This window comes from Cobetia sp. PDI-12MA, assembly GCF_059507695.1.
In genome coordinates this window covers 750,533-774,095 of record NZ_CM183351.1, presented here as the reverse complement: position 1 = coordinate 774,095, position 23,563 = coordinate 750,533, and the positions used below count along the sequence as shown (strand labels likewise).

The following is a 23,563-nucleotide window of genomic DNA, read 5'->3' as shown; positions in this document are numbered from 1 at the left end:
GTACCGGGACTAAGCAAGACGAAGCGCCAGATGCCCCACCTGCCGGCATGTCGAACACTCGCCATGCCGGCTGCACGCCGTGTCGCTCGCCAGCGCCGCGCGCGGTGCCCGAATTCCGATGAGTCGTCGAGTCCCCTGTGGCAGCTTGCTGTCATGCGGTGCCCCGACGACTCTTCACAGACACATCACCGTATCCATCCGCCCGGCAGTGGCCACCCCTCGTCGTCGACGGGGCGTCCTGCGCCCGCATGTGGCATCTGATACGAAAGGAGATTTCATGAGCCAATTCGAGCGTGAATACGACTACGTCATCATCGGTGCCGGCAGTGCCGGCAACGTGCTGGCCACCCGCCTGAGCGAAGATTCCGACGTCAGCGTGCTGTTGCTGGAAGCCGGTGGCCGCGACCACCGCTTCGACTTCCGTACCCAGATGCCCGCCGCCCTGGCCTACCCGCTGCAGGGTCAGCGCTACAACTGGGACTTCAAGACTGACCCTGAGCCGCACATGAACAACCGTCGCATGGAATGTGGTCGCGGCAAGGGCCTGGGCGGCTCCTCGTTGATCAATGGCATGTGCTACATCCGCGGCAACGCGCTGGATTACGACAACTGGGCCAAGGACCCCATCCTGGCCGACTGGAACTATCGTGAGTGCCTGCCCTACTTCCGCAAGTGCGAGACACGCGATATCGGCCCGAATGACTACCATGGCGGCGACGGCCCGGTGTCTGTCACCACGCCCAAGCAGGGCAACAACGAGCTCTATCATGCCTTCATCGCGGCAGGCATCGAGGCGGGCTACCCGGCCACCGAAGACGTCAACGGCTACCAGCAGGAGGGCTTCGGCCCGATGGACCGCTTCGTGACCAGGGAAGGCCGTCGTGCCTCCACCGCGCGCGGCTATCTGGATACCGCCAAGAAGCGCCCCAACGTAACCATCGAGACGCGTGCCACCACCGACGTCATCCTGTTTGAAGGCAAGACGGCGGTCGGTGTGAAGTACGAGCGCAAGGGCCAGGACCACCGCGTGCGTGCGCGCAAGGAAGTGCTGCTGTGCGCCGGCGCCATCGCCTCGCCGCAGATCCTGCAGCGCTCAGGCGTCGGCAACCGTGAACATCTCGAGCCGCTGGGCGTGAAGATGGTGCACCACCTGCCGGGCGTGGGCGAGAACCTGCAGGATCACCTCGAGCTCTACATCCAGTACGAGTGCACCAAGCCGATCTCGCTCTACCCGTCCCTCAAGTGGTACAACCAGCCGCCCATCGGCCTGGAGTGGATGCTCAAGGGGACTGGTGTGGGTGCCAGCAACCAGTTCGAGGCCGCCGGCTTCATTCGCAGCGATGACAACGAAGCCTGGCCGAACCTGCAGTATCACTTCCTGCCGATCGCGATCAGCTACAACGGCAAGAGCGCGGTGCAGGGCCACGGCTTCCAGGCACACGTCGGTTCCATGCGCTCCCAGAGCAAGGGTCGTGTCCGACTGACCTCTCTCGACCCCAAGGCCGCGCCCTCGATCTTCTTCAACTACATGGCCGAGGAGCGGGACTGGGAAGAGTTCCGCGCCGCCATTCGCCTGACTCGCGAGATCATCGCTCAGCCGGCACTGGATGATTACCGTGGCCGCGAACTGGCGCCGGGTGCTGATGTCCAGACAGACGAGCAGCTCGACGAGTACGTACGCAATCATGCCGAGACGGCCTACCACCCGTGCGGCAGCTGCCGCATGGGCAGTGACGAGACCTCCGTGGTCGATGGTGCCGGTCGCGTACATGGCCTCGACAACCTGCGCGTCGTCGATGCCTCGCTGTTCCCGGTCATCCCCACCGGCAACCTGAACGCGCCGACGATCATGCTGGCCGAGAAGATGGCCGACAAGATTCGGGGCCGTGCTCCGCTGCCGCCGTCCGACGCTGACTACTTCGTGGTCGAGCCGGGCACATCGGCCAAACAGCCCGCAAAGCGCCAGATCGATTCCGCGCCGATCAATGGCTGAGCACTGATCAATGACTGAGCTCGGGTCGATGACCAAGCACTGATCAACGCCTGCGACAGGTAGTCTGGCCTCACGCACGCAAGCGCTATCGACCGTCCAAGGCCCCGCATTGCGGGGCCTTTTTCATGCCTGTCAGAAACAGCCACTCACCCCGGTCTTGCGCTCTCCGACTGCCTGGCCCGGGCGGCTGTCCTTTTCGAGAACGAATCCGCACACCTTAGACCTTGGGCGTACTGCAGGGTCGAGCAACATGGGATACGCTGAAGACAATTCAAACAACCGTTCTAAACGCATGGCTGCTACGCTGTAGTAACACCATGCAAAGACACCATCCCTCGCCACCCGGAGATCCTGCCATGACGCAGCTCATCCTCATCCTTGTCGCCATTGCCGGTCTGTTGGCCGTCATGGCACGCGAAGCCGGGGCCCTCGCGGCCATCGGCGTTCTCGCCATCATCGGCATCGTCGGCCTGGCGGTCGACGCGCCGGTGCTGGGTTGCCTACTGCTGATCGGCGCGGCACTGGTCGCGGTATGTGGCCTGCCGGCCCTGCGCAGCAAGTGGCTCAGCCCGCGTCTGTTCGCGATGTTCAAGAAGGTCTCCCCCAAGGTCTCGGACACCGAGAAGGTGGCGTTGGAAGCCGGCACCGTGTTCTGGGACGCCGAGCTCTTTTCCGGCAAGCCGCAGTGGGACACCCTGACCGCACAGCGCAACGAGGGCATCTCCAGCGAAGAGCAGGCCTTCATCGACCAGCAGTGCTCTATCGCCTGCGGCATGACCAACAGTTGGGAGATCGCACGCGAGCGTGCCGATCTGCCCGAAGCGCTGTGGGAATACCTCAAGCGCGAGAAGTTCTTCGGCATGATCATTCCCAAGGAATATGGTGGCCTGGGCTTCTCGGCCAAGGCGCAGTCGCTGGTGCTGCAGAAGCTGGCAGTCAACGAGACGCTGATGGTCACCGTCGGCGTGCCCAACTCCCTCGGCCCGGGCGAGCTGCTGCTCAAGTACGGCAGCGAAGAACAGAAGAACTATTACCTGCCGCGTCTAGCCGATGGCCGCGAGATCCCGTGTTTCGGCCTGACCGGCCCGCGTGCCGGCAGTGATGCGACTTCCATCCCGGACACCGGCATCGTGTGTCGCGGCATGCATGATGGCGAGGAAGTCGTCGGTATTCGCCTGAACTTCGAGAAGCGCTGGATCACCCTGGCGCCGGTCGCCACCGTGGTCGGCCTGGCCTTCCGCATGTTCGACCCCGAGCACCTGCTGGGTGACGTGGAAGACATCGGCATCACCTGTGCCCTGATTCCGCGTGACACCGACGGCATGGACATCGGCCGTCGTCACCACCCGATCGGTGCGCCGTTCATGAATGGTCCGATCTTCGGCAAGGACGTCTTCATTCCGCTCAGCTACCTGATCGGTGGCGAGCAGATGGCCGGCCAGGGCTGGAAGATGCTGGTCGAGTGTCTGTCGGTGGGTCGCTGCATCACCCTGCCATCCGGCTCTGCGGGCATCTCGCGCTACGCACTGGGCTGGAGCGCCGGCTTTGCGCGCATCCGCCGTCAGTTCAATCTGCCGGTGGCCGAGATGGAAGGCGTTCAGGAGCCCCTGGCGCGCATGGCCGCGATGAACTACATCAGCCAGGCGTCGGTGCTGCACACCGCCAACATGATCGACAACGGCCACAAGCCGGCGGTGCCTTCCGCCATCCTCAAGAGCCAGTTGACCGAGATGGCTCGCTCGCTGCTGGCCGATGGCATGGACATCCACGGCGGACGCGGCGTGACGCTTGGCCCGCGCAACTACATTGGCGTGGCCTACGCCGGCACTCCGGTCTCGATCACGGTGGAAGGCGCCAACATCATGACCCGCAACCTGATGATCTTCGGTCAGGGCGCGATCCGCTGCCATCCTTACGTGCTGGAAGAGCTGGCCGCCAAGGACGCCGATGACCTGAACGCCTTCGACAAGGCCTTCTTCCGCCATGCCGGCCTGATCTTCGGCAACGCGGCACGCGCCTTCACCCAGAGCTTCGGTATCGGTGGCAAGGCCAGTGGCTTCGACACCGTTGCCACACCCTACGCCAGCCACATCAATCGCTTCAGCGCCGCCTTCTCGCTGTCCGCCGATGCAGCCATGGCAAGCCTCGGCTCCAGCCTCAAGGCGCGCGAAATGCTGTCGGCGCGCCTGGGTGACGTGCTGTCCAACCTCTATCTGGCATCACTGACGCTCAAGCAGTGGCACGAAACCGAGGCCTGCGAACACGAAGAGGCGCTGTTCCACTACAGCATGCAATGGCTGCTGCACCGCGCGGAGAAGGCACTGGATGAGTTGTTCGCCAACCTGCCCAACCGTGCGCTGGGCACTGCCCTGCGCGTGATCGCCCTGCCGCGTGGCCGTCAGTTCGCCATGCCCAGGGATAGCCTGACCCGCGAGGTCGCCCGTGCCGTTTCCACCGACACTGCACTGCGTGCCAAGCTGACCGACAACACCTGGGACGCCCAGGACGAAGGCCAGCAGGACAACGCCCTCGCCCGCTACAACGCGCTGCTCAAGGACTATCCGCGCGCCGAGCCGATCTACAAGGCGCTGGCCAAGGCCTACCACAAGGGCGAGATTCCGGCCGATGCCCTGTCACCGGAAGCACGTATCGAAGCGGCGGTCGAGGCAGGCATCCTCTCAGCAGAGGATGGCGACTTCATGCGCGTCTTCGAAGCCGAGGTGCTCGACATGCTGACCGTCGACCACTTCGAATTCGACGCCTTCGTGCGCAAGCCGATGGCGAGTGACGGCACCGCCTCCAACCCGCAGCAGGACGCCGCCTGATCACTGGCGACGCCCACGTGATCGACGCACGAACTGATCACTGATCACTGATCACTGATCGCAGAACCACAAAGGCCCCGCTCAATGAGCGGGGCCTTTGTCTTGGCAGGGCATGCCATTCGCTTGCGTCATCTCATCCTCAGATATGACGCGCGAAGTGCTCCAGGTCACGCACGAAGGCGTTCTTGTAGGTCTCGAAGTCCTTCGGGCGCGCCTTGAAGGAGCGCTTGATGCGCTCGCGGTCCAGGCGCAGCGGCGCGTCGAGGGCCGCCAGGTTGCCGACACGCGCCGCCGGATTCATGCCGACCAGCTCACGCGGTTGATCCCCTTCGGCCTCAGCCTCCAGCCAGTCGTTGATGCCGGCGCGACGCAGCACGCCGACCAGTGAGCTGTCGGTGATGCGTGCCTGCAGGCGACCGTGATCGGCCAGCTGGGAGACCAGCGCGATGCCGTGGTCATGACCGCGATGCACCGTCGGCGTCGCCCACAGCGCCAGATTCAGGCCACGTGCGTTCTCGTCGAGTACCAGCAGCGCGGCAGAGTGGATGCGCTCGGCATCGTCGACCAGCGCGAACAGGCGCGCCATCTCATTCTCGAACCACACCCCACGCACGCCGGCGTAACTCACCAGCGCATCCAGCCCCCCTTCGCGGCCATGGACTTCGGCGCACAGCATCGCCAGACAGGCATCACGTCGGGCACCGGCACTCACTTCAACCACTTTCATCGCGTTCTCCGCCACAGGCATTTTCAGCGCGCAAGACTAGCACACTCGCTCGCCGGCCGCTTATTCCGGCCTTGAGTTGCCCCCGGCGCCTCGCTTGCCAACCTGAGCCGAGCTGGCGGCGCCACACGGCGGCTGCTCAGTCATAAGTTCAGCCTCGCTCGAATGAACATCTTCCTGTCACAAAGTTGTAAGGCGGGCGCTATAGAGTCGTCTACGCTTTTCGGACGATCATCAAAAGAACAAGAAAATGTTCACTTGATCGTCGCCATCGATCGTCAGCGGCCAGCGTCCTTCTTCTTTACTTGCGGAAGCTGGCCAGGGGAACCTCTCAGGAGTTTGACCATGCGCCGCCCGACTCATCATGCAAGCACCCGCACGACTGCCACCGCGACTCGTCGCCTCGCCAGCCTCGCGCTGGCCATCGGTTTCGCCTCCGCCTCCGCCAGCGCCCTCGCCGCCACCGAGGTGGAATGGTGGCACGCCATGGGGGGCGGGCTCGGCAAGAAGGTCGACGAGATCGCGGCCGACTTCAATGCAAGCCAGGACGACTACGTCGTCAAGCCGGTCTTCAAGGGCAACTACTCCGAGACCATGACCTCCGCCATCGCCGCCTTCCGCGCCGGCAAGGGCCCGGACATCGTGCAGATCTTCGAGGTCGGCACCGCCACCATGATGAGCGCCAAGGGCGCGATCGTCCCGGTGCATCAGCTGATGGCAGACTTCGCGCCGCAGGAAGGCACCGCCTTCGACCCTAACGCCTACCTGTCTGCCGTCACCGGCTATTACACCGACACCGACGGCAAGATGCTGTCGATGCCGTTCAACTCCTCGACGCCGGTGACCTACTACAACAAGGACGTGCTGGCCGAGGCGGGCGTCGAGTCCCTCCCGCAGACCTGGCAGGAAATGGGCGCTGCGCTCAAGAAGGTCGTCGATTCCGGCGCCGCCAGCTGTGGTCTGACCACCACCTGGCCGTCCTGGGTGATGCTCGAGAACTTCTCGGCGCGCAACGACGTGCCCTTCGCCAGCCAGGCCAATGGCTTCGCCGGCACTGATACCCGCCTTGAATTCAACACGACCGCCGTGGTCGATCACATCCAGCGTCTCGACGACTGGCAGGCCGACAAGCGCTTCGTATTCGGCGGTCGCTTCGATGATGCGGCGCCCAAGTTCTACTCCGGCGAGTGCGCAATGATGATGGGCTCTTCCGCCAGCTATGCCGGCGTCAAGGAAAGCGCCAAGGGCTTCGAGTTCGGCGTCGCACCGCTGCCCTATGACAGCGACGTGATCGAGACACCGCAGAACTCCATCATCGGTGGCGCGTCGCTGTGGGTACTGTCCGGTCACAGCGATGAGGAGTACCAGGGTGTCGCCAAGTTCTTCCAGTACCTCTCAAAGCCCGAAGTGCAGGCCGACTGGCACCAGTTCACCGGCTATCTGCCGATCACCACTGCCGCGGCAGAGCTGACGCGTGAACAGGGCTTCTACGCCGAGAACCCGGGTACCGACGTCGCCATCACCCAGATGACCTCCGCGACGCCGACCGAGAACTCCAAGGGGCTGCGCCTGGGCAACATGGTGCAGATTCGTGACGTGATCAATGAAGAGCTGGAGAAGATCTTCTCCGGCAAGGAAAGCGTGCAGGACGGCCTGGACAACGCCGTCAAGCGTGGTGATTCGCTGCTCGAGAAGTTCGAACGCGCCAACGGCTGATCATCGCCACACCGGGGAGGGCGGGCCCATGCCAGGCCCGCCCTCCCGCCATTCTCAATCGCCAGAGAGCGGAAAGCACATCCGACATCCGGTGTCCTTTCCCTTCTCTCACGGCGTGATGGTGCAGGAGCGGCCGAGGCTTGCCGGCTCCGTGTTACCGATGGAACCACCCAGCCCCTCCTTGCTTGCGAGACCCCTGCTGCATGGCCCATTTCAATCGACACCCCATAACGCCCTGGATACTGCTGGCACCCCAGCTGCTGATCGTTGGCGTGTTCTTCTTCTGGCCGGCCTACCAGGCCATCGAACAGGCCTTCTATGTCGAGGATGCCTTCGGTCTCTCGCGGGAATTCACCGGGCTGAGCAACTTCGTCAGCGTGCTGAGCGAGCCGGAATACCTCACGACACTATGGACGACCACCTATTTCTCCTTTGCGGTGGCCTTCGGTGCCATGGCACTGGCGCTGGGACTGGCCGTGCTGGCGGACCGCGTACTGCGCGGCGCACATGCCTACAAGACCCTGCTGATCTGGCCCTACGCCGTGGCACCCGCCGTTGCCGGGGTGTTGTGGCTGTTCCTGTTCGATCCGACGCTGGGCATCCTGCCGGAGCTGCTGTCCGCCATCGGCATCGACTGGAACCACAAGCTCAATGGCGATCAGGCCATGTTGCTGGTGGTGCTGGCCTCGATCTGGAAGCAGATGAGCTACAACTTCGTGTTCTTCCTCGCCGGCCTCCAGGCGATTCCCAAGAGTCTGCTGGAAGCCGCCGCGATGGATCGCGCCGGCCCCTGGCGGCGTTTCTGGACCATCACCTTCCCGCTGCTCTCGCCGACCAGCTTCTTCCTGCTGGTGATGAACGTGGTCTACGCCTTCTTCGAGACCTTCGGCACCATCGATGCCACCACCCAGGGCGGCCCGGCCGGCTCGACGCGCACCCTGGTCTACAAGGTCTATGAAGATGGTTTCGTCGGGCAGGACCTGGGTTCGAGTGCTGCCCAATCCGTGCTGTTGATGGTCATCGTCGGCGTGCTGACGCTGATCCAGTTCAGATATGTCGAGAAGAAGGTGCAGTACTGATGCGCTATAACCGCCCCGGGCTTGATATCGCAAGCCATGCCCTGCTGATCGTCGGCTGCGCAGTGTTCTTCCTGCCGGTCTGGATCGCTTTCAGCGCCAGCACCCACGAGATGGGTGACCTCTATTCCAATGTCGCCCCCGTCTGGATCGGCGAGGCTGGCCTGGACAACTACCGTCATCTGCTGGCAGACCCGGTCAGCAGTCTTGGCGCCGACGTGATGACTCTGCTGTTCAACTCGATGCTGATGGCACTCGGCATCGCCATCGGCAAGATCATCATCTCGGTGCTGGCCGCCTACGCGATCGTCTTCTTCGAGTTCCGCTTCCGCAAGCTGTGCTTCTGGCTGATCTTCATCACCCTGATGCTGCCGGTGGAGGTGCGTATCCTGCCGACCTTCAAGGTGGTAGCCGACCTCAACATGCTGGACAGCTACGCCGGCCTGATCCTGCCGCTGATCGCCAGCGCCACCGCGACCTTCCTGCTGCGTCAGTTCTACCTGACCATTCCGGCGGAACTGGTCGAGGCCGCGCGCATCGATGGCGCCGGGCCGTGGCGCTTTCTCAAGGACATCCTGCTGCCGCTGTCGAAGACCAACATCGCGGCGCTGTTCGTGATCATGTTCATCTACGGCTGGAATCAGTATCTGTGGCCGCTGTTGATCACGACCGATGCCGATTACCTGACCATCGTCGTCAGCCTCAAGCGCATGCTGACCACCGGTGATGGTCTGGTGCCGTGGCAGGACGTCACCGCCACCACGCTGCTGGCCATGGGCCCACCGGTGCTGGTGATCCTGTTCATGCAGCGCTACTTCATCAAGGGCCTGGTGGACAGCGAGAAGTGATCTCGCGCTCCGACCTGCGACACCTCGTCCGCCCCTGATCCCGTTACACCGTGATGGGCAGACTTGCCCGTCACGCCACCGCTCTGGATACATGACTCATGGCAACACTGGCGCTCAAGCAGCTCAAGAAGCAGTACCCCAATGGCTACAAGGCCCTGCATGGCATCGACCTGGCTTTCGGCGAAGGCGAGTTGATCGTCATCGTCGGCCCGTCCGGCTGTGGCAAGTCGACCCTGCTGCGCACCCTGGCGGGTCTGGAAGACATCTCCGAGGGCGATCTGGAGATCAACGGCAAGCGCGTCAATGACCTGGAACCCGCCGAGCGCGATATCGCGATGGTGTTCCAGAACTACGCGCTCTACCCGCACATGAGCGTGTTCGACAACATGGCCTACGGCCTCAGGAATCGGCGCACGCCCAAGGACGAGATCCAGCAGCGCGTCAGCGAGGCCGCCGAGCTGCTGGGCCTGACCGAACTGCTCGATCGCCGCCCCAAGCAGCTCTCCGGCGGCCAGCGTCAACGTGTCGCCATGGGGCGCGCCATCGTGCGCAAGCCGCAGGTCTTCCTGTTCGATGAGCCACTCTCGAATCTGGACGCCAAGCTGCGCGTGCAGATGCGTCTCGAGATCCGCCGCCTGCAGAAGTGCCTCAAGGTCACTTCCGTCTACGTGACCCATGATCAGACCGAAGCCATGACCCTGGCGGATCGCCTGGTGGTGATGAACGGCGGCCATGTCGAGCAGTTCGGTACGCCGATGGCGCTCTATGATCAGCCCGCCAGTCAGTTCGTCGCCGGCTTCATCGGTTCCCCGGCGATGAACTTCCTGAGCGCCACCCAGGTACAGGCAGGCCTCGTACTGCCGTGTGGCGCAACCATTGCCCTGCAGGGCGAAGGCCTGACCATGGGGGATGAGCTGACCCTCGGCGTTCGTCCCGAGCACCTGCAGATGCTGGAGACAGACGATGCCCTGCCCGCAGGGGCCGCGGAGCTTGAGGCGCGCATCGAGCTGGTCGAACCGCTGGGTGCCGACACCCTCGCGTACTGCCGACTGCATGGCCAGAGCGAGCCGCTGGTAGTGAGACTGGATGGCGAGCACGCCGTCACGGAAGAACAGACACTGCGCCTGGCCATCCTTCCGGCGCGTGCCCACCTGTTCGGCGCCGACGGCAAGCGGCTGGCAACCCGCGAGCAGGTGACAGCGGCCATCAAATGACCGCTGTCGTCGTAAAGCGCTGTCATCAAGCAGGCGCGGCCATCCCGTCGCGGGCCAACTGAACCCCTTGCCCTGATAACGTCAACATTGGATGGTAATGCTTGGGACCTGCCCTGATCAGTCTCGCGCCTGTGCCTCAGTGCCCCGTCTCGACTGATCGATGCCGCAGCTGCGTAGCGGGCAGACATGCCATTCTTTCTGTGAGGATTCACCATGTCTTCATCGTCACATTCAGCTGACTCATCACGCTCAACCGACAACGCTCTGTCCCTGCCCCTGGCGATCGCGCATCGCGGTCTGTCGGCCTATGCGCCGGAAAACACCCTGGCCGCCATTCAGGCAGCGCATGAGGCCGGCTTTCAATGGGTGGAGCTGGACGTGCAGTTGCTGGGCGACGGCACACCGGTCATCTGGCACGATGCCGGCGTGAATCGCTGCTCGGATGGGCGTGGCAAGCTCAAGAATCTCGATTGGGACAGCGTGCAGACCTTCGATGTCGGCAGCTGGTTCAATGCGTGCTTTGCCGGTGAGCGGATGGCCTCGCTCAAGCAGGCGCTGGAGCTGATCGCACGCCTGGACATGCGTCTGAATCTGGAGCTCAAGCTCAGTCCCGGCCACGATGCCCAGGCGCTGGTCGATGCCGCCATTCCGATGGCCAGCGCCCATCTACCCGCCTCACACCTGATCATCTCGTCGTTTGATCCCCAGGCGCTGCGCCTGACGCGTCAACGCGACCCACAGGTGCATATCGGCCTGCTCTTCGATGACATCCCCGATGACTGGCAGAGCCTGGCCGATGAGCTGAACGCAAGCTCCGTGCATGCCGACTGGCGCGCCCTGACGCGGGCCGCGGCCAGTGCCGTCACCAGCCGAGGCCACAAGCTGCTCTGCTACACGCCCAATGATGCGGCGGCCTTCGCACCCCGCTGGGCCTGGGGTGTGGATGCCGTCATCAGCGATGACCCGGCCATCTTCAGCGAGGAGGATCGCGAGCCCACTCTGCCGAATGACACCACTACGCAAGGGCTATCCCGGACATGAGCCCGGGCATCGAGCGCGACAGTCGCAGCGTCGAACACGCGAGCAATGACGCACTGACGACGCGCCAGCAACAGATTCTCGAGCGACTGGCCCGCGAGGGCCAACTGGCGGTCGACCCGCTGGCCCATGCCTTCGACGTCACGCCCCAGACCATCCGGCGTGATCTTGCCGTGCTGTGTGAGCGCGGGCTGGCGCGTCGACGCCACGGCGGCATCGAGCGCCCACCGGGCGGTTACAACCTGGGTCATACCCAGCGCATCATGCTGGCACGAACCGCCAAGCAGGCCATGGCCGCCAGCGTGGTCGCCGAGATTCCCGATGGCGCCACCCTGGCGCTGGGCATCGGCACCAGCGTGGTAGCGGTCGCCGAAGCCTTGCTTGCCCGGCGCGGCCTGCGCGTGATCACCAACAATCTGCAGGTGGCTCAGGCGCTCTCGACCCATCCGGATGTCGCCGTCCAGTTGGCGGAAGGACAACTGCGCCCACAGGATCTCGATGTGGTCGGCAGTGCCACCGTGGCCTTCTTCGCGCGTCATCAGGTCGATATCGCGGTCCTCGGCTGTGGTGGTCTCGATACCGGTGGGCTGCTCGATTTCGACCCGGAGGAAGCTGCGGTCAGTCGTACACTGATCGGCCACGCCCAGCGCAGGATTCTGGTCGCCGACGCCAGCAAATGGGGGCGCGCCGCCATGTGCCGCATCGCCCCGCTCGAGGAGATCGACCTGCTGGTCACCGATGAGCTGCCCCATCAGCCCGATTATCGCAGCGCGCTGGAGGCTGCCAGCCAGCAGAGCCTGTCGGTGCGCTTCACCGCCTGAACCGAGGCGCGTCGCGCAAGCCGTCACGCATCGACGATACTGAAGGGACACGCGACGGATGACAGCCGCGCTCCCGCTTACCTTCTGAGGACTCCTGGAATCACCATGCAAGCCTTCGCCCACTGTCCTGCCAGCACCCTGTCGGATATCCGGTATCTGTTGACCGATATCGATGACACCCTCACCCATGAAGGGAGGCTCGCGGCATCGACGCTGGCGGCGCTGGAGTGTCTGGATGCCGCCGGCATCGAGGTCATTCCCGTCACGGGCGGCTGTGCGGGCTGGTGTGATCACATCGCGCGCGCCTGGCCGGTCGCCAGCGTGATCGGTGAGAACGGCGCCTTTGCCTTCCGCCGCCAGGGGCAGCGCGTTCTCACCACCTGGTGGGAAGACGAGCAGCGCCTGCGCGCTCGCCAGCGCCACGTCATGACCGTCGCCCGCCAGCTGCTGCTCAACCATCCGTGCGCAGCACTGGCCCAGGACCAGCCCTTCCGCTTCGCCGATGTCGCGGTGGACCACTGTCAGGCGGTCGGCCCGCTGGCCCATAGCGAGATTCGTGCCATCATCGCCGGCTTCACGGCCGCTGGCATTCAGGCGCGCGCCAGCTCCATCCACATCAATGCGTGGCAGGGCGAGTTCGACAAGGCGCGCATGGCGGTGCGGGTCCTCACCGAGACCTTCGGGCTGGACCGCATGCAGCTGGAGCAGGAGGTGATGTACGTCGGCGATGCGCCCAATGATGCGCCGATGTTCGCGACCTTCCGTCACACCGTAGGCGTGGCCAATATCATCCAGCACCGCGCGGCACTGGGTTGGGAGCCCAGCTGGGTGACACGCCACAGTCATGGCGCCGGGGTCGAGGAAATCGCCGAGGCTCTTCTTACGGCACGCAAGGGAGTCGGGAGCGTCAAGACAGACGCCTGACCCTGTGACTGATGGCGGGTATAGACCTCCAGCAGGATGACGGCCCCAGGCTTTTTATACATAAGTCAGCAGACAGGCATGAAAAAGCCCGCATGGCATCACCATGCGGGCTTTTGTTATCCATAAGATAACAAATAACACAAACTACCGGCTATCAATCCGCGAAGAACAATCCCCGCAGACCTTCACCCGGATCATCAAAGCGCATGAAGGCTTCTCCCACCAGGAAGCCATGGACACCACCGTCGCGCATCTTCGCCACATCGTCACGGGTATGGATGCCGGATTCGGTGACCACACGCACGCCTTGCGGCATGTCGGCCAGCAGGTCCAGCGTCGTCTCCAGCGACGTCTCGAAGGTGCGCAGGTCACGGTTGTTGATGCCGACCAGCTCGATGCCCAGCGCCAGTGCACGCTTGAGCTCTTCGCCGTCATGCACCTCGACCAGCACATCCATGCCCAGCTCACGCGCCTGATCATGCAGAGCGCTCAAGCGCGCATCGTCCAGCGCCGCAACGATCAACAGAATGCAGTCGGCGCCGATGGCACGCGCTTCCAGCACCTGATACGGGTGGATGATGAAGTCCTTGCGAATCACCGGAATCGAGACGGCGTCGCGCGCCTCGATCATGAAGTCCTCATGCCCCTGGAAGAAGTCGGCATCGGTGAGCACCGACAGGCAGGCAGCGCCGGCCTGCTCGTAGGCCACGGCGATCTCGGCGGGCGCGAAGTCTTCACGGATCACGCCCTTGGAGGGAGACGCCTTCTTCACTTCGGCGATGATGGCCGGCTCGCCACGATCGATGCGTGACGTCAACGCCTCGATGAAGCCGCGCGGCGCGCTCTGCTTCTCGATCAGAGCCTGCAGATCCGCCTCGCTCACCGCGGCGCTGCGCTCGGCGATCTCTTCTTCCTTGCGCGCCAGAATCCTGGCCAGGATAGTCGGCAATGCCTTGTCAGTCGTCTGCTCGGTGCTCATCAGCGGGTCGCTCCTTCATCATTGACCTGGGCGTAGACACGGGTGAAATCTGCCAACTCCTTCATCTTCTCGAACGGCAGCTTGCTGGCCTGCACGTCCTCGGCAATGCTGACCCCCTCCTTGAGACTGTCCGCGATGCCCGCCACGTAAAGAGCCGCGCCGGCATTGAGCGCCACGATGTCGCTGGCCGGGCCTTCATCACCGCGCAGCGCCTGCTGCACCAGCTTGAGGCTGGCATCCGAGGTCTCCACCGCCAGACTTTCCAGCGACTGGCGCGCGATACCGAAGTCTTCCGGCGCGATGCGGTATTCGCGGATCTCGCCATCCTTGAGTTCATTGACCAGCGTCGATGCCGCCAGCGAGATCTCGTCCAGACCATCATCGCTGTGCACCACCAGCACATGCTCGGCCCCGAGGCGCTTGAGCACCTCGGCCATCAGCGGTACCAGCGCCGGGTCATAGACCCCCAGCACCTGACGGGTGGCGCCGGCCGGATTGGTCAGCGGACCGAGAATGTTGAACATGGTACGCACACCCATCTCGCGGCGCGGGCCGATCACGTGCTTCATGGCTGCGTGATGATTGGGCGCGAACATGAAGCCGACCCCGATATCATCGATGCAGCGTGCGACCTGCTCGACGTCCAGCGCCAGATTGATGCCAGCCGATTCAAGCAGGTCGGCACTGCCGGACGATGACGACACACTGCGGTTGCCATGCTTGGCCACATGGCCACCCGCGGCCGCCACCACGAAACTTGCCGCCGTGGAGACATTGAACAGGTTGGCACCATCACCGCCGGTGCCGACGATATCCACTGCATCGGTGGCACGCACCGTGACACGCGTCATCAGCTCACGCATCACCTGGGCGGCGGCGGCCAGCTCATCGACGGTCTCACCCTTCATCGACAGCGCCATCAGCAAGGCCCCGATCTGCGCCTGGGTCGCCTCGCCGGTCATAATGGCCGTCATGACCGCATGAGTGTCGTCGTAGCTCAGGTGCTGGCGGCGCATCACGGCGCCAATCGCCTCACGCATCTGCATGTTGTGTCTCCGCAGGCGCCAGCCTCAGCGACTGACGCATGAAAAAATAGGATGTGACTCTTGCGATCAACGCCCGCTCAAGCGGCTTTCGCAGCCTCGCCACGGCGCAGGAAGTTAGCCAGAAGCTCATGCCCCTGCAATGTCAGGATCGACTCGGGGTGGAACTGGACGCCTTCGACATCCAGCTCGCGATGACGCAGGCCCATGATCAACTGAGGCGTGACATCCTCGTCATCCGTCCAGCTGGTGACGATCAGACACTCGGGCAGGCTCTCGCGATCGACCACCAGCGAGTGATAACGCGTGACTTCCAGCGGCTCGGCCAGCGCGGCGAAGACACCGCTGTTGTCGTGACGCACGGCGGAGGTCTTGCCGTGCATCACCTGGGGGGCACGTACCACCTTGCCGCCATAGACCTGACCGATGGCCTGGTGACCGAGGCACACGCCCAGAATCGGCAGCTTGCCGGCGAAGTGATGAATGGTTTCCAGCGTGATGCCGGCCTCGTTGGGCGTACACGGCCCCGGGCCCAGCACCAGATGTGAAGCGCCGAGCGCCTCGATCTGCTCGAGGGTGATGGCGTCATTGCGCACGGTCAGCACTTCCGCGCCCAGCTCACTCAGATACTGGACGATGTTGTAGGTGAAGCTGTCAAAGTTGTCGATCATCAGCACGCGTGGCGTGCTGGCGTCCTGCGAAGTGAATGTCTGCATGGTCAGTGTCCATTCTCGGGAGCGGATCATGCGCCGTGATTCACCGGCCTGCCCGCTCTCCTGTGGTGTCGTTCCCGCCGTCCAGCAACAAAAATGCCGCCCTGGTCGGCGGCATTCTTCTGGTCGTACGTCCTCGAACTTCAGACATGCGAAAGCCGCCCCCTTGTCAGGAGCGCCACCACTGCTGGCTGAGGTCGTGCGGGTCACGTAGCGTCATGGGATCAATAGTGCGTTGAGCTGCCAGGAGTGTCAATCACATGCGCCGTTGCAGGGAGCGACCCGCGAACACTGGCGAGTCACTCCCGAAATGCGTGGCGCGCCGTTCAGTCCAGGTTGTCCAGACCGCGCTCCGCCATCGCCACGGCACGGAACAGTGCACGCCCCTTGTTGAGGGTCTCATCCCACTCGGACTGCGGCACGGAATCGGCCACGATTCCGGCGCCAGCCTGGACGTGCAGCACCTTGTCCTTGAGCACCGCGGTGCGGATCGCGATGGCGGTATCCATGTTGCCGTGCCAGGAGAGATAGCCCACCGCGCCGGAATAGATACCGCGCTTGACCGGCTCCACCTCGTCGATGATCTCCATGGCGCGAATCTTCGGCGCGCCGGACAGGGTACCGGCCGGGAAGGTGGCCCGCAGCACATCCATCGGCCCCAGGCCTTCCTTCAGCTTGCCGGTGACGTTGGAGACGATGTGCATGACGTGGGAATAGCGCTCCACCACCATCTGGTCCGTCACCTTGACGCTGCCGGTCTGACTGATGCGACCGGCATCATTGCGGCCCAGGTCGATCAGCATCAGGTGCTCGGCGACTTCCTTGGGGTCTGACAGCAGGTCCTTCTCCAGCGCCAGGTCTTCCTCTTCGGTGGCGCCGCGCACGCGAGTCCCGGCGATCGGACGCACCGCGACCTCGCCATCCTCGAGACGCGAGAGAATCTCCGGCGACGAGCCGATGACGTGGTGGTCATCCAAATTGAAGAAGAACATGTATGGCGAGGGATTCAGACTGCGCAGTGCGCGGTAGAGATCCAGCGGCGCGGCACGATAGGGAATCGACATGCGTTGAGACGGCACGCACTGCATGACATCACCGGCCAGCACGTATTCCTTGATCTTATCCACTGCACCCTTGAAGCCTTCCTCGGTGAAGCCGGAGGTGAAGTCGGTCTCCTTGACCGGCTCGCCGCCGGTACCGGGGCTGACGGTATTCAGCGTCGCGCTGCGCAGCTGGATCTCGAGACGTTCGAGACGCTCGCAGGCGGCCTCGTAGGCGTTCGGCGTTGCCGGGTCGGCGTGGGTCAACAGCGTCAGACGCCCGGACAGATTGTCGAAGATCACCAGCTCATCGGCGACCATCAGCAGGATGTCCGGCACGCCCAGCGGGTCCGGCTTCTCGACACCACGCAGGCGCGGTTCGATATAACGCACGGTGTCATAGCCGAAGTAGCCGACCAGACCGCCATTGAAGCGCGGCGCACCTTCGATGACCGGCACACGGAAACGGGTCTGGAACTGCTCGATCCAGTCGAGGGGGTCCTCGACCTCGGTCATGCCGGTCTGCTCGCCATTGATCAGATGCGAGACCACCTGGCCACGCACCTCGATGCGCTCGCGACACGGCAGGCCAATGATGGAGTAGCGCCCCCACTTCTCGCCACCCTGCACGGACTCCAGCAGGAAGGTCCACGGCATGTCGGCCAGCTTGAGATAGGTAGACAGTGGCGTGTCGAGGTCCGCCAGCACGTCACGGGTGACGGGAATGCGGTTGTAACCGGCTTCGGCCAGTTCAGCGAAGTGTTGTGGGGTCATCATGACCTGCAGTTCCTTCCACGGAGGGTGCGTTGCCGGCACGAGGCCGGCTTGTCTGGGGCTCAGTCTATCATCGCGTGTCGCTGGCGGCAGCGCTGTCTGGCAGGCTCAGTCAGCCACGACAAGCTCGGCAAGCGAGTCGACGATGTGATCCGGATGGCTGCGCGAGATCGGCTCGCCATGGTTGTAGCCGTAAGGCACCGCCAGGGTGCGGAAGCCGGCGGCGCGGCCTGCCGCGATATCGTGACGCGAGTCACCGACCATCAAGGCCTGACGCGGCGGCACTCCCAGCCGCTCGGCGGCGAACAGCAGGGGCGCGGGGTCCGGCTTACGCGTCGGCAGACTGTCGCCGCCCAGCGCCAGCGCGAAGTGCTCGCTCAGCGCGAAGTGCGAAAGCAACGGTTCGATGAAGGCCTCCGGCTTGTTGGTGATCAGCACCAGCGGGATCCCGGCCTGGCGCAGGCCTTCCAGACACTCACGCGCACCGGGGTAGAGCCGTGTCCGTGAGCTGGGATCGGCGGCGTAATGTGCCAGGAAACTCTGATGCGCCTGCTCGACCCGTGACAGGTCATCGGTCGCCAGGCCATGTGCTGCCAGGGCGCGCTCCACCAGCACCCGCGATCCATTGCCGACGAAGTCGCGCACGCGGCCTTCCCCGAGTACCGTCAAGCCTGCATCGATCAGCATCCTGTCGATCGCATGGGCGAGATCCGGCACCGAGTCGATGAGGGTGCCATCCAGATCGAAGGCCACCATCCCGATGCCCCGCAACGCCGGATGCGCCAGTCCGTGATCGAGGCCCTGTGCCTGCTCGGGCCGGGCCCCGAGAGCACCCCCGCCATGCGCGGTATCGCAAGGTGTGGAAGCTGAATGAGGCGCAATCTGGACAGGCGCCTCTTCAAAAGTCTGCATCACCGTCTTTTCGCTCACCTGGCCTCCTGAGACCACCCGCTGAATCCGGCTGTCACGGGATGAGAATCGTCCGTCATTCATCCACGCAACGCATGGTTTCATCTGTTTTGTTGGAAAAATCCGTAAAAAAATTACATTCCTTCACCTTGCCACTATTAGCACGCCAGTGGCCACGTTACCATAGCGCCATTCCGTCGACCGTCCCTCCGGGTGTGGCGCCAGTGACAACGAAAAAATGCGCGACCCGACGCTCCGGCGACAGCCAGTTTCTGCTTGTCCTTTTCGACCTTGTCACTCTCAGGAGCACTCAATGGCCATTCCCCGCATCGTAGTCGTTGGCGGAGGCGCCGGCGGTCTGGAACTCGTCACCAAACTGGGCCACAAGCTGGGCCGCAAGAAGAAAGCCGAGATCATTCTGATCGACCGCAATTCCACGCACATCTGGAAACCGCTGCTGCACGAAGTGGCCACCGGCGTGCTGGATTCCGGTCTCGATGAAGTCTCCTACCAGGGCCATTCCAAGGCCCACGGCTACAAGTTCCAGCGCGGCACTCTGGAAAGCCTGGAGCGTGAAGAGAAGCAGCTGACTCTGGCCGCCATCCATGACGCCAAGGGCAACGTGCTGCTGCCTGCCCGCCAGCTCAGCTATGACTATCTGGTACTGTCACTGGGCAGCGTGTCCAATGATTTCGGCACCGAAGGCGTCGCCGAGCATTGCCACTTCCTGGACAGCCCGCAGCAGGCCGAGAAATTCCGCCGCGACATGCTCGACACCTTCCTACGCTTCAGCGCCAACGGCAAGGAATGCGAGCGCCAGCAGCTCAACGTCGCCATCATCGGCGCCGGCGCCACCGGGGTCGAACTCTCCGCCGAGCTGTTCGACGCCTCCAAGATGTTGCACAGCTACGGTTTCTCCTCGCTGGAAGACCGCCAGGTCAAGGTCCACCTGATCGAGGCTGCACCGCGCATCCTGCCCGCCCTGCCGGAACGCATCGGCAAGCCGGTTGCCAAGGAGCTGACCAGGCTGGGCGTCGATATCCACGTCGATACCCGGGTGACCTGCGCCGACTCACGCGGCATCACCACTGCCGATGGCACCCTGATCGAAGCCGACCTGAGCGTCTGGGCCGCCGGTATCCGGGCGCCCGCCTTCCTGTCCGAGCTGGGCCTGTCCACCGAGCGCAACAACCAGGTCAAGGTGCACCAGACCATGCAGAGCATCGATGATGAGTTCATCTTCGCGCTCGGTGACTGCGCCAGCTGCCCGCAGCCGGATGACAAGCGCGTTCCGCCGCGTGCCCAGGCCGCTCACCAGCAGGCCAGCCTGATGGTCAAGAACCTGCGCGCCGCGATGGCCAACAAGCCGCTCAAGGACTTCGTGTTCAAGGACCACGGCTCGCTGATCTCGCTGGCGCACTTCGACGCCGTCGGCTCGCTGATGCGCGGTGCGTCGGCGCGTTCACTGTTCATCGAAGGTCGCCTGGCCAAGTTCTTCTACGCCTCGCTGTATCGCATGCACCAGATGGCGATCCACGGCGTGGTCAAGACCGGCATGACAGTGGTGGTCGATGGCCTGAACCGTTACCTGCGTCCGAAGATGAAACTGCACTGAGACTGAGACAGCCTGCCCGGCAGGGTCGCCAGTCGACAAAACGCCCCCAGCGGAGACCGCTGGGGGCGTTTTCGTTTCAAGCATGCAATCAGCAGACCGTCAGTCGAGCAGGCTGTCCAGTGTCATCTCACCGGCGATCAGCCGGCGCTTGGCCGCCACACTCAGCTGCTTGACGCGATATTCGAGCTTGAGCGCCCGCGAGCGATCGCCGACCAACTGTTGATAACACAGCATCAAAGGCCCCTTGCCGCGCAGCGCTCGTGCACCGCGCTTGCCGCACTCATGCTCGCTCACACGGCGCGCCACATCGGTACTGATACCGGTGTAGAGGCGCCCCTGGGCCGTCTCGAGTACGTACAGCGACCACTCGCTGAGCGTCCCGGCGTGAGCCGAGCCGTCGGCTGCTTCGCAAGCCCGCGTGCTGTCATCCGCCACGCGATCAGCTGCGCACGCTGGCAAGCTCGGCACGCAGCTTCGCCAATACGCTGTCGTAGCGGTTGGCATCGCTGTCGCTGCGCGCATTGAAGATGGCGGAACCGGCCACGAAGGTATCGGCACCGGCACGCGCGATCTCGGCGATATTGTCGACCTTGACGCCACCATCGATCTCGAGACGGATGTTGTAGCCGGAGGCATCGATGCGACGACGCGCTTCACGCAGCTTGTCGAGGGTGCCGGGGATGAACGACTGGCCGCCGAAGCCCGGGTTGACGCTCATCAACAGGATCATGTCGACCTTGTCCATCACGTAGTCGAGGTAGGACAGCGGCGTGGCCGGATTGAATACCAGACCGGACTTGCAGCCCGCATCACGGATCAGCTGCAGCGAGCGGTCGACGTGGTCGGAGGCTTCCGGATGAAAGGTGATGTAGCTGGCACCGGCCTCGGCGAAGTCACCGATCATGCGGTCGACCGGCGTGACCATCAGGTGGGCGTCTATCTCGGCACTGATGCCGTAATCACGCAGCGCCTTGCACACCATCGGCCCGATGGTCAGGTTGGGCACGTAATGATTGTCCATCACGTCGAAGTGGACGATATCGGCCCCGGAGGCCAGCACATCCTCGACCTCCTGCCCCAGACGGGCGAAGTCGGCAGACAGGATCGACGGGGCAATCTTGAAGTCATTCGGCAGTAGTTCAGACATGTCATCAGGCGCCAGCGAGAAGTGGAAGGGGCATTTTACGCCACCCTCTCACAAAAGACAGGCGCTGTGTGAATGTGCACCGCCAGCCTGACGGTCCCTCGCTACCGATCCGTCGCCGCCCCCATCTGTCTCCCTACCAACAGCCACTCCCTTCAAGTCGCCACATCCCTCTTCCAGATCAGACACCCACAAGAATATTGCCGTACAAAGTTGAAATTGGTGCATTAGCAACTGATAGTTAAGCTGTTCTCTCGGCCCAGTAAGCAGTTCGCTGGCCATTCTGCGCATGTCCCTCGCGCGCACGCGTTATGTCGCATCTCATATAACGATAACAGGAACCGATACCTCTCATGTTCGACAACCCTCTCGCAAACCGCAGACACCTGAAAGCGCTGGCCGCCGCCACACTGTTGCCGCTGGCCGGCCTGCTGCCGACGGCGATTCCCGCTGCCTTCGCCGAGTCTTCCGCGATTCTGGAAGGCGAGCGCTTCCACCCCCAGGAAGGCAAGCACGGCATGGTCGCGACCAGCCACTACCTAGCCTCCCAGGTCGCACGCGATGTGCTGGCCGATGGCGGCAACGCCGTCGACGCTGCCGTGGTGGCAGGCTTCGCATTGGCCGTGACCCAGCCGCGTTCCGGCAATATCGGTGGCGGCGGCTTCATGCTGGTGTCCGATGAGAAGACCGGCGAAGTGGTGGCCATCGACTACCGCGAGAAGGCCCCGGCGGCGGCCAGCGAGACGATGTTCCAGGATGAGAATGGCGAGGCGGTCTCCGAGTGGTCACGCTTCACCCACCGTGCGGCAGGCGTGCCCGGCACCGTCGCAGGCCTTGCAAAGGCGCTGGAAGACTACGGCACCCTGAGCCTCGAGCAGGCCCTCGCCCCGGCCATCAAGCTGGCCGAAGACGGCTTCGTGATTCCGACGCGCTTCGCCAAGGGCTTGAGCGATGCCAAGGACCGTCTGGCCAAGTGGGACAGCACCGCCAAGGTGTTCTACAAGCCGGATGGCAGCAACTATCAAGCCGGTGAGCTGTTCAAGCAGCCGGAACTGGCCGCGACACTCAAGCGCATCGCCGCCGATGGCCCGCGCGAGTTCTATGAAGGCGAGACCGCAAAGCTGATCGTCGCCGAGATGGAGCGTCACGACGGCATCATGACGCTGGATGACCTGAAGGCCTACGAGCCGGCCATCCGCGAGCCGGTCCACGGCACCTATCGTGGCTATGACATCTTCTCGATGAGCCCGCCCTCCTCCGGCGGCGCGCACATCGTCGAGATTCTCAACATGCTCGAAGGCGATGACATCCAGGCGATGGGCTTCAATTCCGCCGCCACCATCCATGTGATGGCGGAAGCGATGCGCCGCGCCTACGCCGACCGCTCCGAGTATCTGGGGGATACCGACTTCGTCGATGTGCCGCTGTCGGGCATCATCTCCAAGGACTACGCCAAGGAATTGCGCGCCCAGTTCGAGCTCGACAAGGCTACGCCCTCCAGTGAGGTCAAGCCCGGCAAGCCGCAGCCGTATGAGTCGAACCAGACCACGCACTTCTCGATTGCCGATGGCAATGGTCTGGCCGTCTCCAATACCTACACCATCAACTTCAGCTATGGCTCCGGCATCGTGGTCGATGGCGCAGGTTTCCTGCTCAACAACGAGATGGATGATTTCTCCGCCAAGCCGGGCGTGCCGAATGCCTATGGCCTGATCGGCGGCATCGCCAACAAGATCGAGCCGAACAAGCGCATGCTGTCTTCCATGAGCCCGACCATCGTGATGAAGGATGGCAAGAACTTCCTCGTCACCGGTAGCCCCGGCGGCTCGCGCATCATCACCACCACCCTGCAGGTGATCATGAACGTGATCGACCACGGCATGAACATCCAGTCGGCGGTCAGCGCACCGCGTATCCACCACCAGTGGCTGCCGGACGAGATTCGCATCGAGGCGGGCATCAGCAAGGACACCATCCGTCTGCTCGAGGCGATGGGCCACAAGGTAGTGACCAAGGACGCCATGGGCGCCATCCAGTCGATCATGATCGACGACGGCACCTTCTACGGCGGTGCTGACCCGCGCCGTTCCACTTCCTCGGCGATGGGGCTTTGATCGACACGCTGTTCTGGCTGTCTCACGCGATTGCATGCGGAAATTGTTAACAG

General features: G+C 63.5%; 19 protein-coding genes. 11 read left to right on the top strand and 8 right to left on the bottom strand.

Annotated features, from left to right (window positions below; all coding sequences use genetic code 11):
• The first annotated feature begins 277 nt into the window (after positions 1-277).
• Both betA and AC5WNI_RS03285 read left to right on the top strand, forming a co-directional pair.
• Complete coding sequence (betA, locus tag AC5WNI_RS03290; protein ID WP_495928675.1) at positions 278-1,993, top strand: choline dehydrogenase; 1,716 nt, start codon at positions 278-280, stop codon at positions 1,991-1,993.
• A 356-nt stretch (positions 1,994-2,349) separates the two neighbouring features.
• Entirely contained in the window at positions 2,350-4,818 is a 2,469-nt protein-coding gene (locus AC5WNI_RS03285) for an acyl-CoA dehydrogenase (RefSeq protein ID WP_175090574.1), read from the top strand.
• A 139-nt stretch (positions 4,819-4,957) separates the two neighbouring features.
• Here the strand turns inward: AC5WNI_RS03285 and AC5WNI_RS03280 are convergent, their stop codons facing one another.
• Positions 4,958-5,545, bottom strand: a complete 588-nt coding sequence (locus AC5WNI_RS03280; RefSeq protein WP_487885912.1) for a hypothetical protein — start codon at positions 5,543-5,545, stop codon at positions 4,958-4,960.
• Positions 5,546-5,887: 342 nt separating this feature from the next.
• Here AC5WNI_RS03280 and ugpB point away from each other — a divergent pair, with 342 nt between their 5' ends.
• The 7 genes from ugpB to AC5WNI_RS03245 all read left to right on the top strand — a co-directional run bounded on the left by ugpB (position 5,888) and on the right by AC5WNI_RS03245 (position 13,179).
• A complete protein-coding gene (gene ugpB, locus AC5WNI_RS03275; protein WP_175090576.1) occupies positions 5,888-7,258 on the top strand; it encodes a sn-glycerol-3-phosphate ABC transporter substrate-binding protein UgpB in 1,371 nt (456 codons plus the stop codon).
• 203 nt (positions 7,259-7,461) lie between these two features.
• Positions 7,462-8,337 carry a sn-glycerol-3-phosphate ABC transporter permease UgpA gene (ugpA, locus tag AC5WNI_RS03270; RefSeq protein ID WP_175090577.1) on the top strand — a complete coding sequence of 292 codons (876 nt, stop codon included), beginning with the start codon at positions 7,462-7,464 and terminating at the stop codon, positions 8,335-8,337.
• A complete protein-coding gene (gene ugpE / locus AC5WNI_RS03265) occupies positions 8,337-9,182 on the top strand; it encodes a sn-glycerol-3-phosphate ABC transporter permease UgpE (RefSeq protein ID WP_175090578.1) in 846 nt (281 codons plus the stop codon). Before ugpA ends, ugpE begins: the two co-directional genes overlap by 1 nt.
• Positions 9,183-9,280: 98 nt before the next feature.
• Positions 9,281-10,396 (top strand): sn-glycerol-3-phosphate ABC transporter ATP-binding protein UgpC, encoded by a 1,116-nt coding sequence (ugpC, locus tag AC5WNI_RS03260; RefSeq protein ID WP_495928672.1) that lies wholly within the window; start codon positions 9,281-9,283, stop codon positions 10,394-10,396.
• 213 nt (positions 10,397-10,609) lie between these two features.
• Positions 10,610-11,437: a glycerophosphoryl diester phosphodiesterase gene (locus AC5WNI_RS03255; protein WP_368448291.1), complete on the top strand. Its 828-nt coding sequence runs from the start codon at positions 10,610-10,612 to the stop codon at positions 11,435-11,437.
• Complete coding sequence (locus AC5WNI_RS03250) at positions 11,434-12,255, top strand: DeoR/GlpR family DNA-binding transcription regulator (protein WP_175090581.1); 822 nt, start codon at positions 11,434-11,436, stop codon at positions 12,253-12,255. The genes AC5WNI_RS03255 and AC5WNI_RS03250 overlap by 4 nt, the downstream gene beginning before the upstream one ends.
• A gap of 105 nt (positions 12,256-12,360) precedes the next feature.
• Entirely contained in the window at positions 12,361-13,179 is an 819-nt protein-coding gene (locus AC5WNI_RS03245; protein WP_487885910.1) for an HAD family hydrolase, read from the top strand.
• Between the two features lie 154 nt (positions 13,180-13,333).
• Here the strand turns inward: AC5WNI_RS03245 and trpC are convergent, their stop codons facing one another.
• From trpC to AC5WNI_RS03220, 5 genes are all read right to left on the bottom strand, one after another.
• The gene (trpC, locus tag AC5WNI_RS03240; protein ID WP_175090583.1) at positions 13,334-14,158 is read right to left on the bottom strand and encodes an indole-3-glycerol phosphate synthase TrpC; all 825 of its coding nucleotides are present in this window, start codon (positions 14,156-14,158) and stop codon (positions 13,334-13,336) included.
• A complete protein-coding gene (gene trpD / locus AC5WNI_RS03235; RefSeq protein ID WP_175090584.1) occupies positions 14,158-15,204 on the bottom strand; it encodes an anthranilate phosphoribosyltransferase in 1,047 nt (348 codons plus the stop codon). The genes trpC and trpD overlap by 1 nt, the downstream gene beginning before the upstream one ends.
• A gap of 77 nt (positions 15,205-15,281) precedes the next feature.
• On the bottom strand, positions 15,282-15,917 hold the full coding sequence (locus AC5WNI_RS03230; protein ID WP_254627205.1) for an anthranilate synthase component II: 636 nt from the start codon (positions 15,915-15,917) through the stop codon (positions 15,282-15,284).
• A gap of 323 nt (positions 15,918-16,240) precedes the next feature.
• Entirely contained in the window at positions 16,241-17,728 is a 1,488-nt protein-coding gene (gene trpE, locus AC5WNI_RS03225) for an anthranilate synthase component I (RefSeq protein ID WP_175090614.1), read from the bottom strand.
• A 108-nt stretch (positions 17,729-17,836) separates the two neighbouring features.
• Complete coding sequence (locus AC5WNI_RS03220) at positions 17,837-18,484, bottom strand: phosphoglycolate phosphatase (protein WP_285461944.1); 648 nt, start codon at positions 18,482-18,484, stop codon at positions 17,837-17,839.
• Between the two features lie 466 nt (positions 18,485-18,950).
• On the opposite strand from AC5WNI_RS03220, the gene AC5WNI_RS03215 reads away from it, so the two are divergent.
• Positions 18,951-20,252: an NAD(P)/FAD-dependent oxidoreductase gene (locus AC5WNI_RS03215; RefSeq protein WP_175090585.1), complete on the top strand. Its 1,302-nt coding sequence runs from the start codon at positions 18,951-18,953 to the stop codon at positions 20,250-20,252.
• Positions 20,253-20,351: 99 nt separating this feature from the next.
• On the opposite strand, the gene AC5WNI_RS03210 is transcribed toward AC5WNI_RS03215, so the two are convergent.
• Together AC5WNI_RS03210 and rpe are read right to left on the bottom strand one after the other, a co-directional pair.
• Positions 20,352-20,687 (bottom strand): GIY-YIG nuclease family protein, encoded by a 336-nt coding sequence (locus tag AC5WNI_RS03210; protein WP_348994684.1) that lies wholly within the window; start codon positions 20,685-20,687, stop codon positions 20,352-20,354.
• A gap of 4 nt (positions 20,688-20,691) precedes the next feature.
• Positions 20,692-21,399 (bottom strand): ribulose-phosphate 3-epimerase, encoded by a 708-nt coding sequence (gene rpe / locus AC5WNI_RS03205; protein WP_043335268.1) that lies wholly within the window; start codon positions 21,397-21,399, stop codon positions 20,692-20,694.
• A 350-nt stretch (positions 21,400-21,749) separates the two neighbouring features.
• Here rpe and ggt point away from each other — a divergent pair, with 350 nt between their 5' ends.
• Complete coding sequence (ggt, locus tag AC5WNI_RS03200) at positions 21,750-23,510, top strand: gamma-glutamyltransferase (RefSeq protein ID WP_285461932.1); 1,761 nt, start codon at positions 21,750-21,752, stop codon at positions 23,508-23,510.
• Positions 23,511-23,563: the final 53 nt, after the last annotated feature.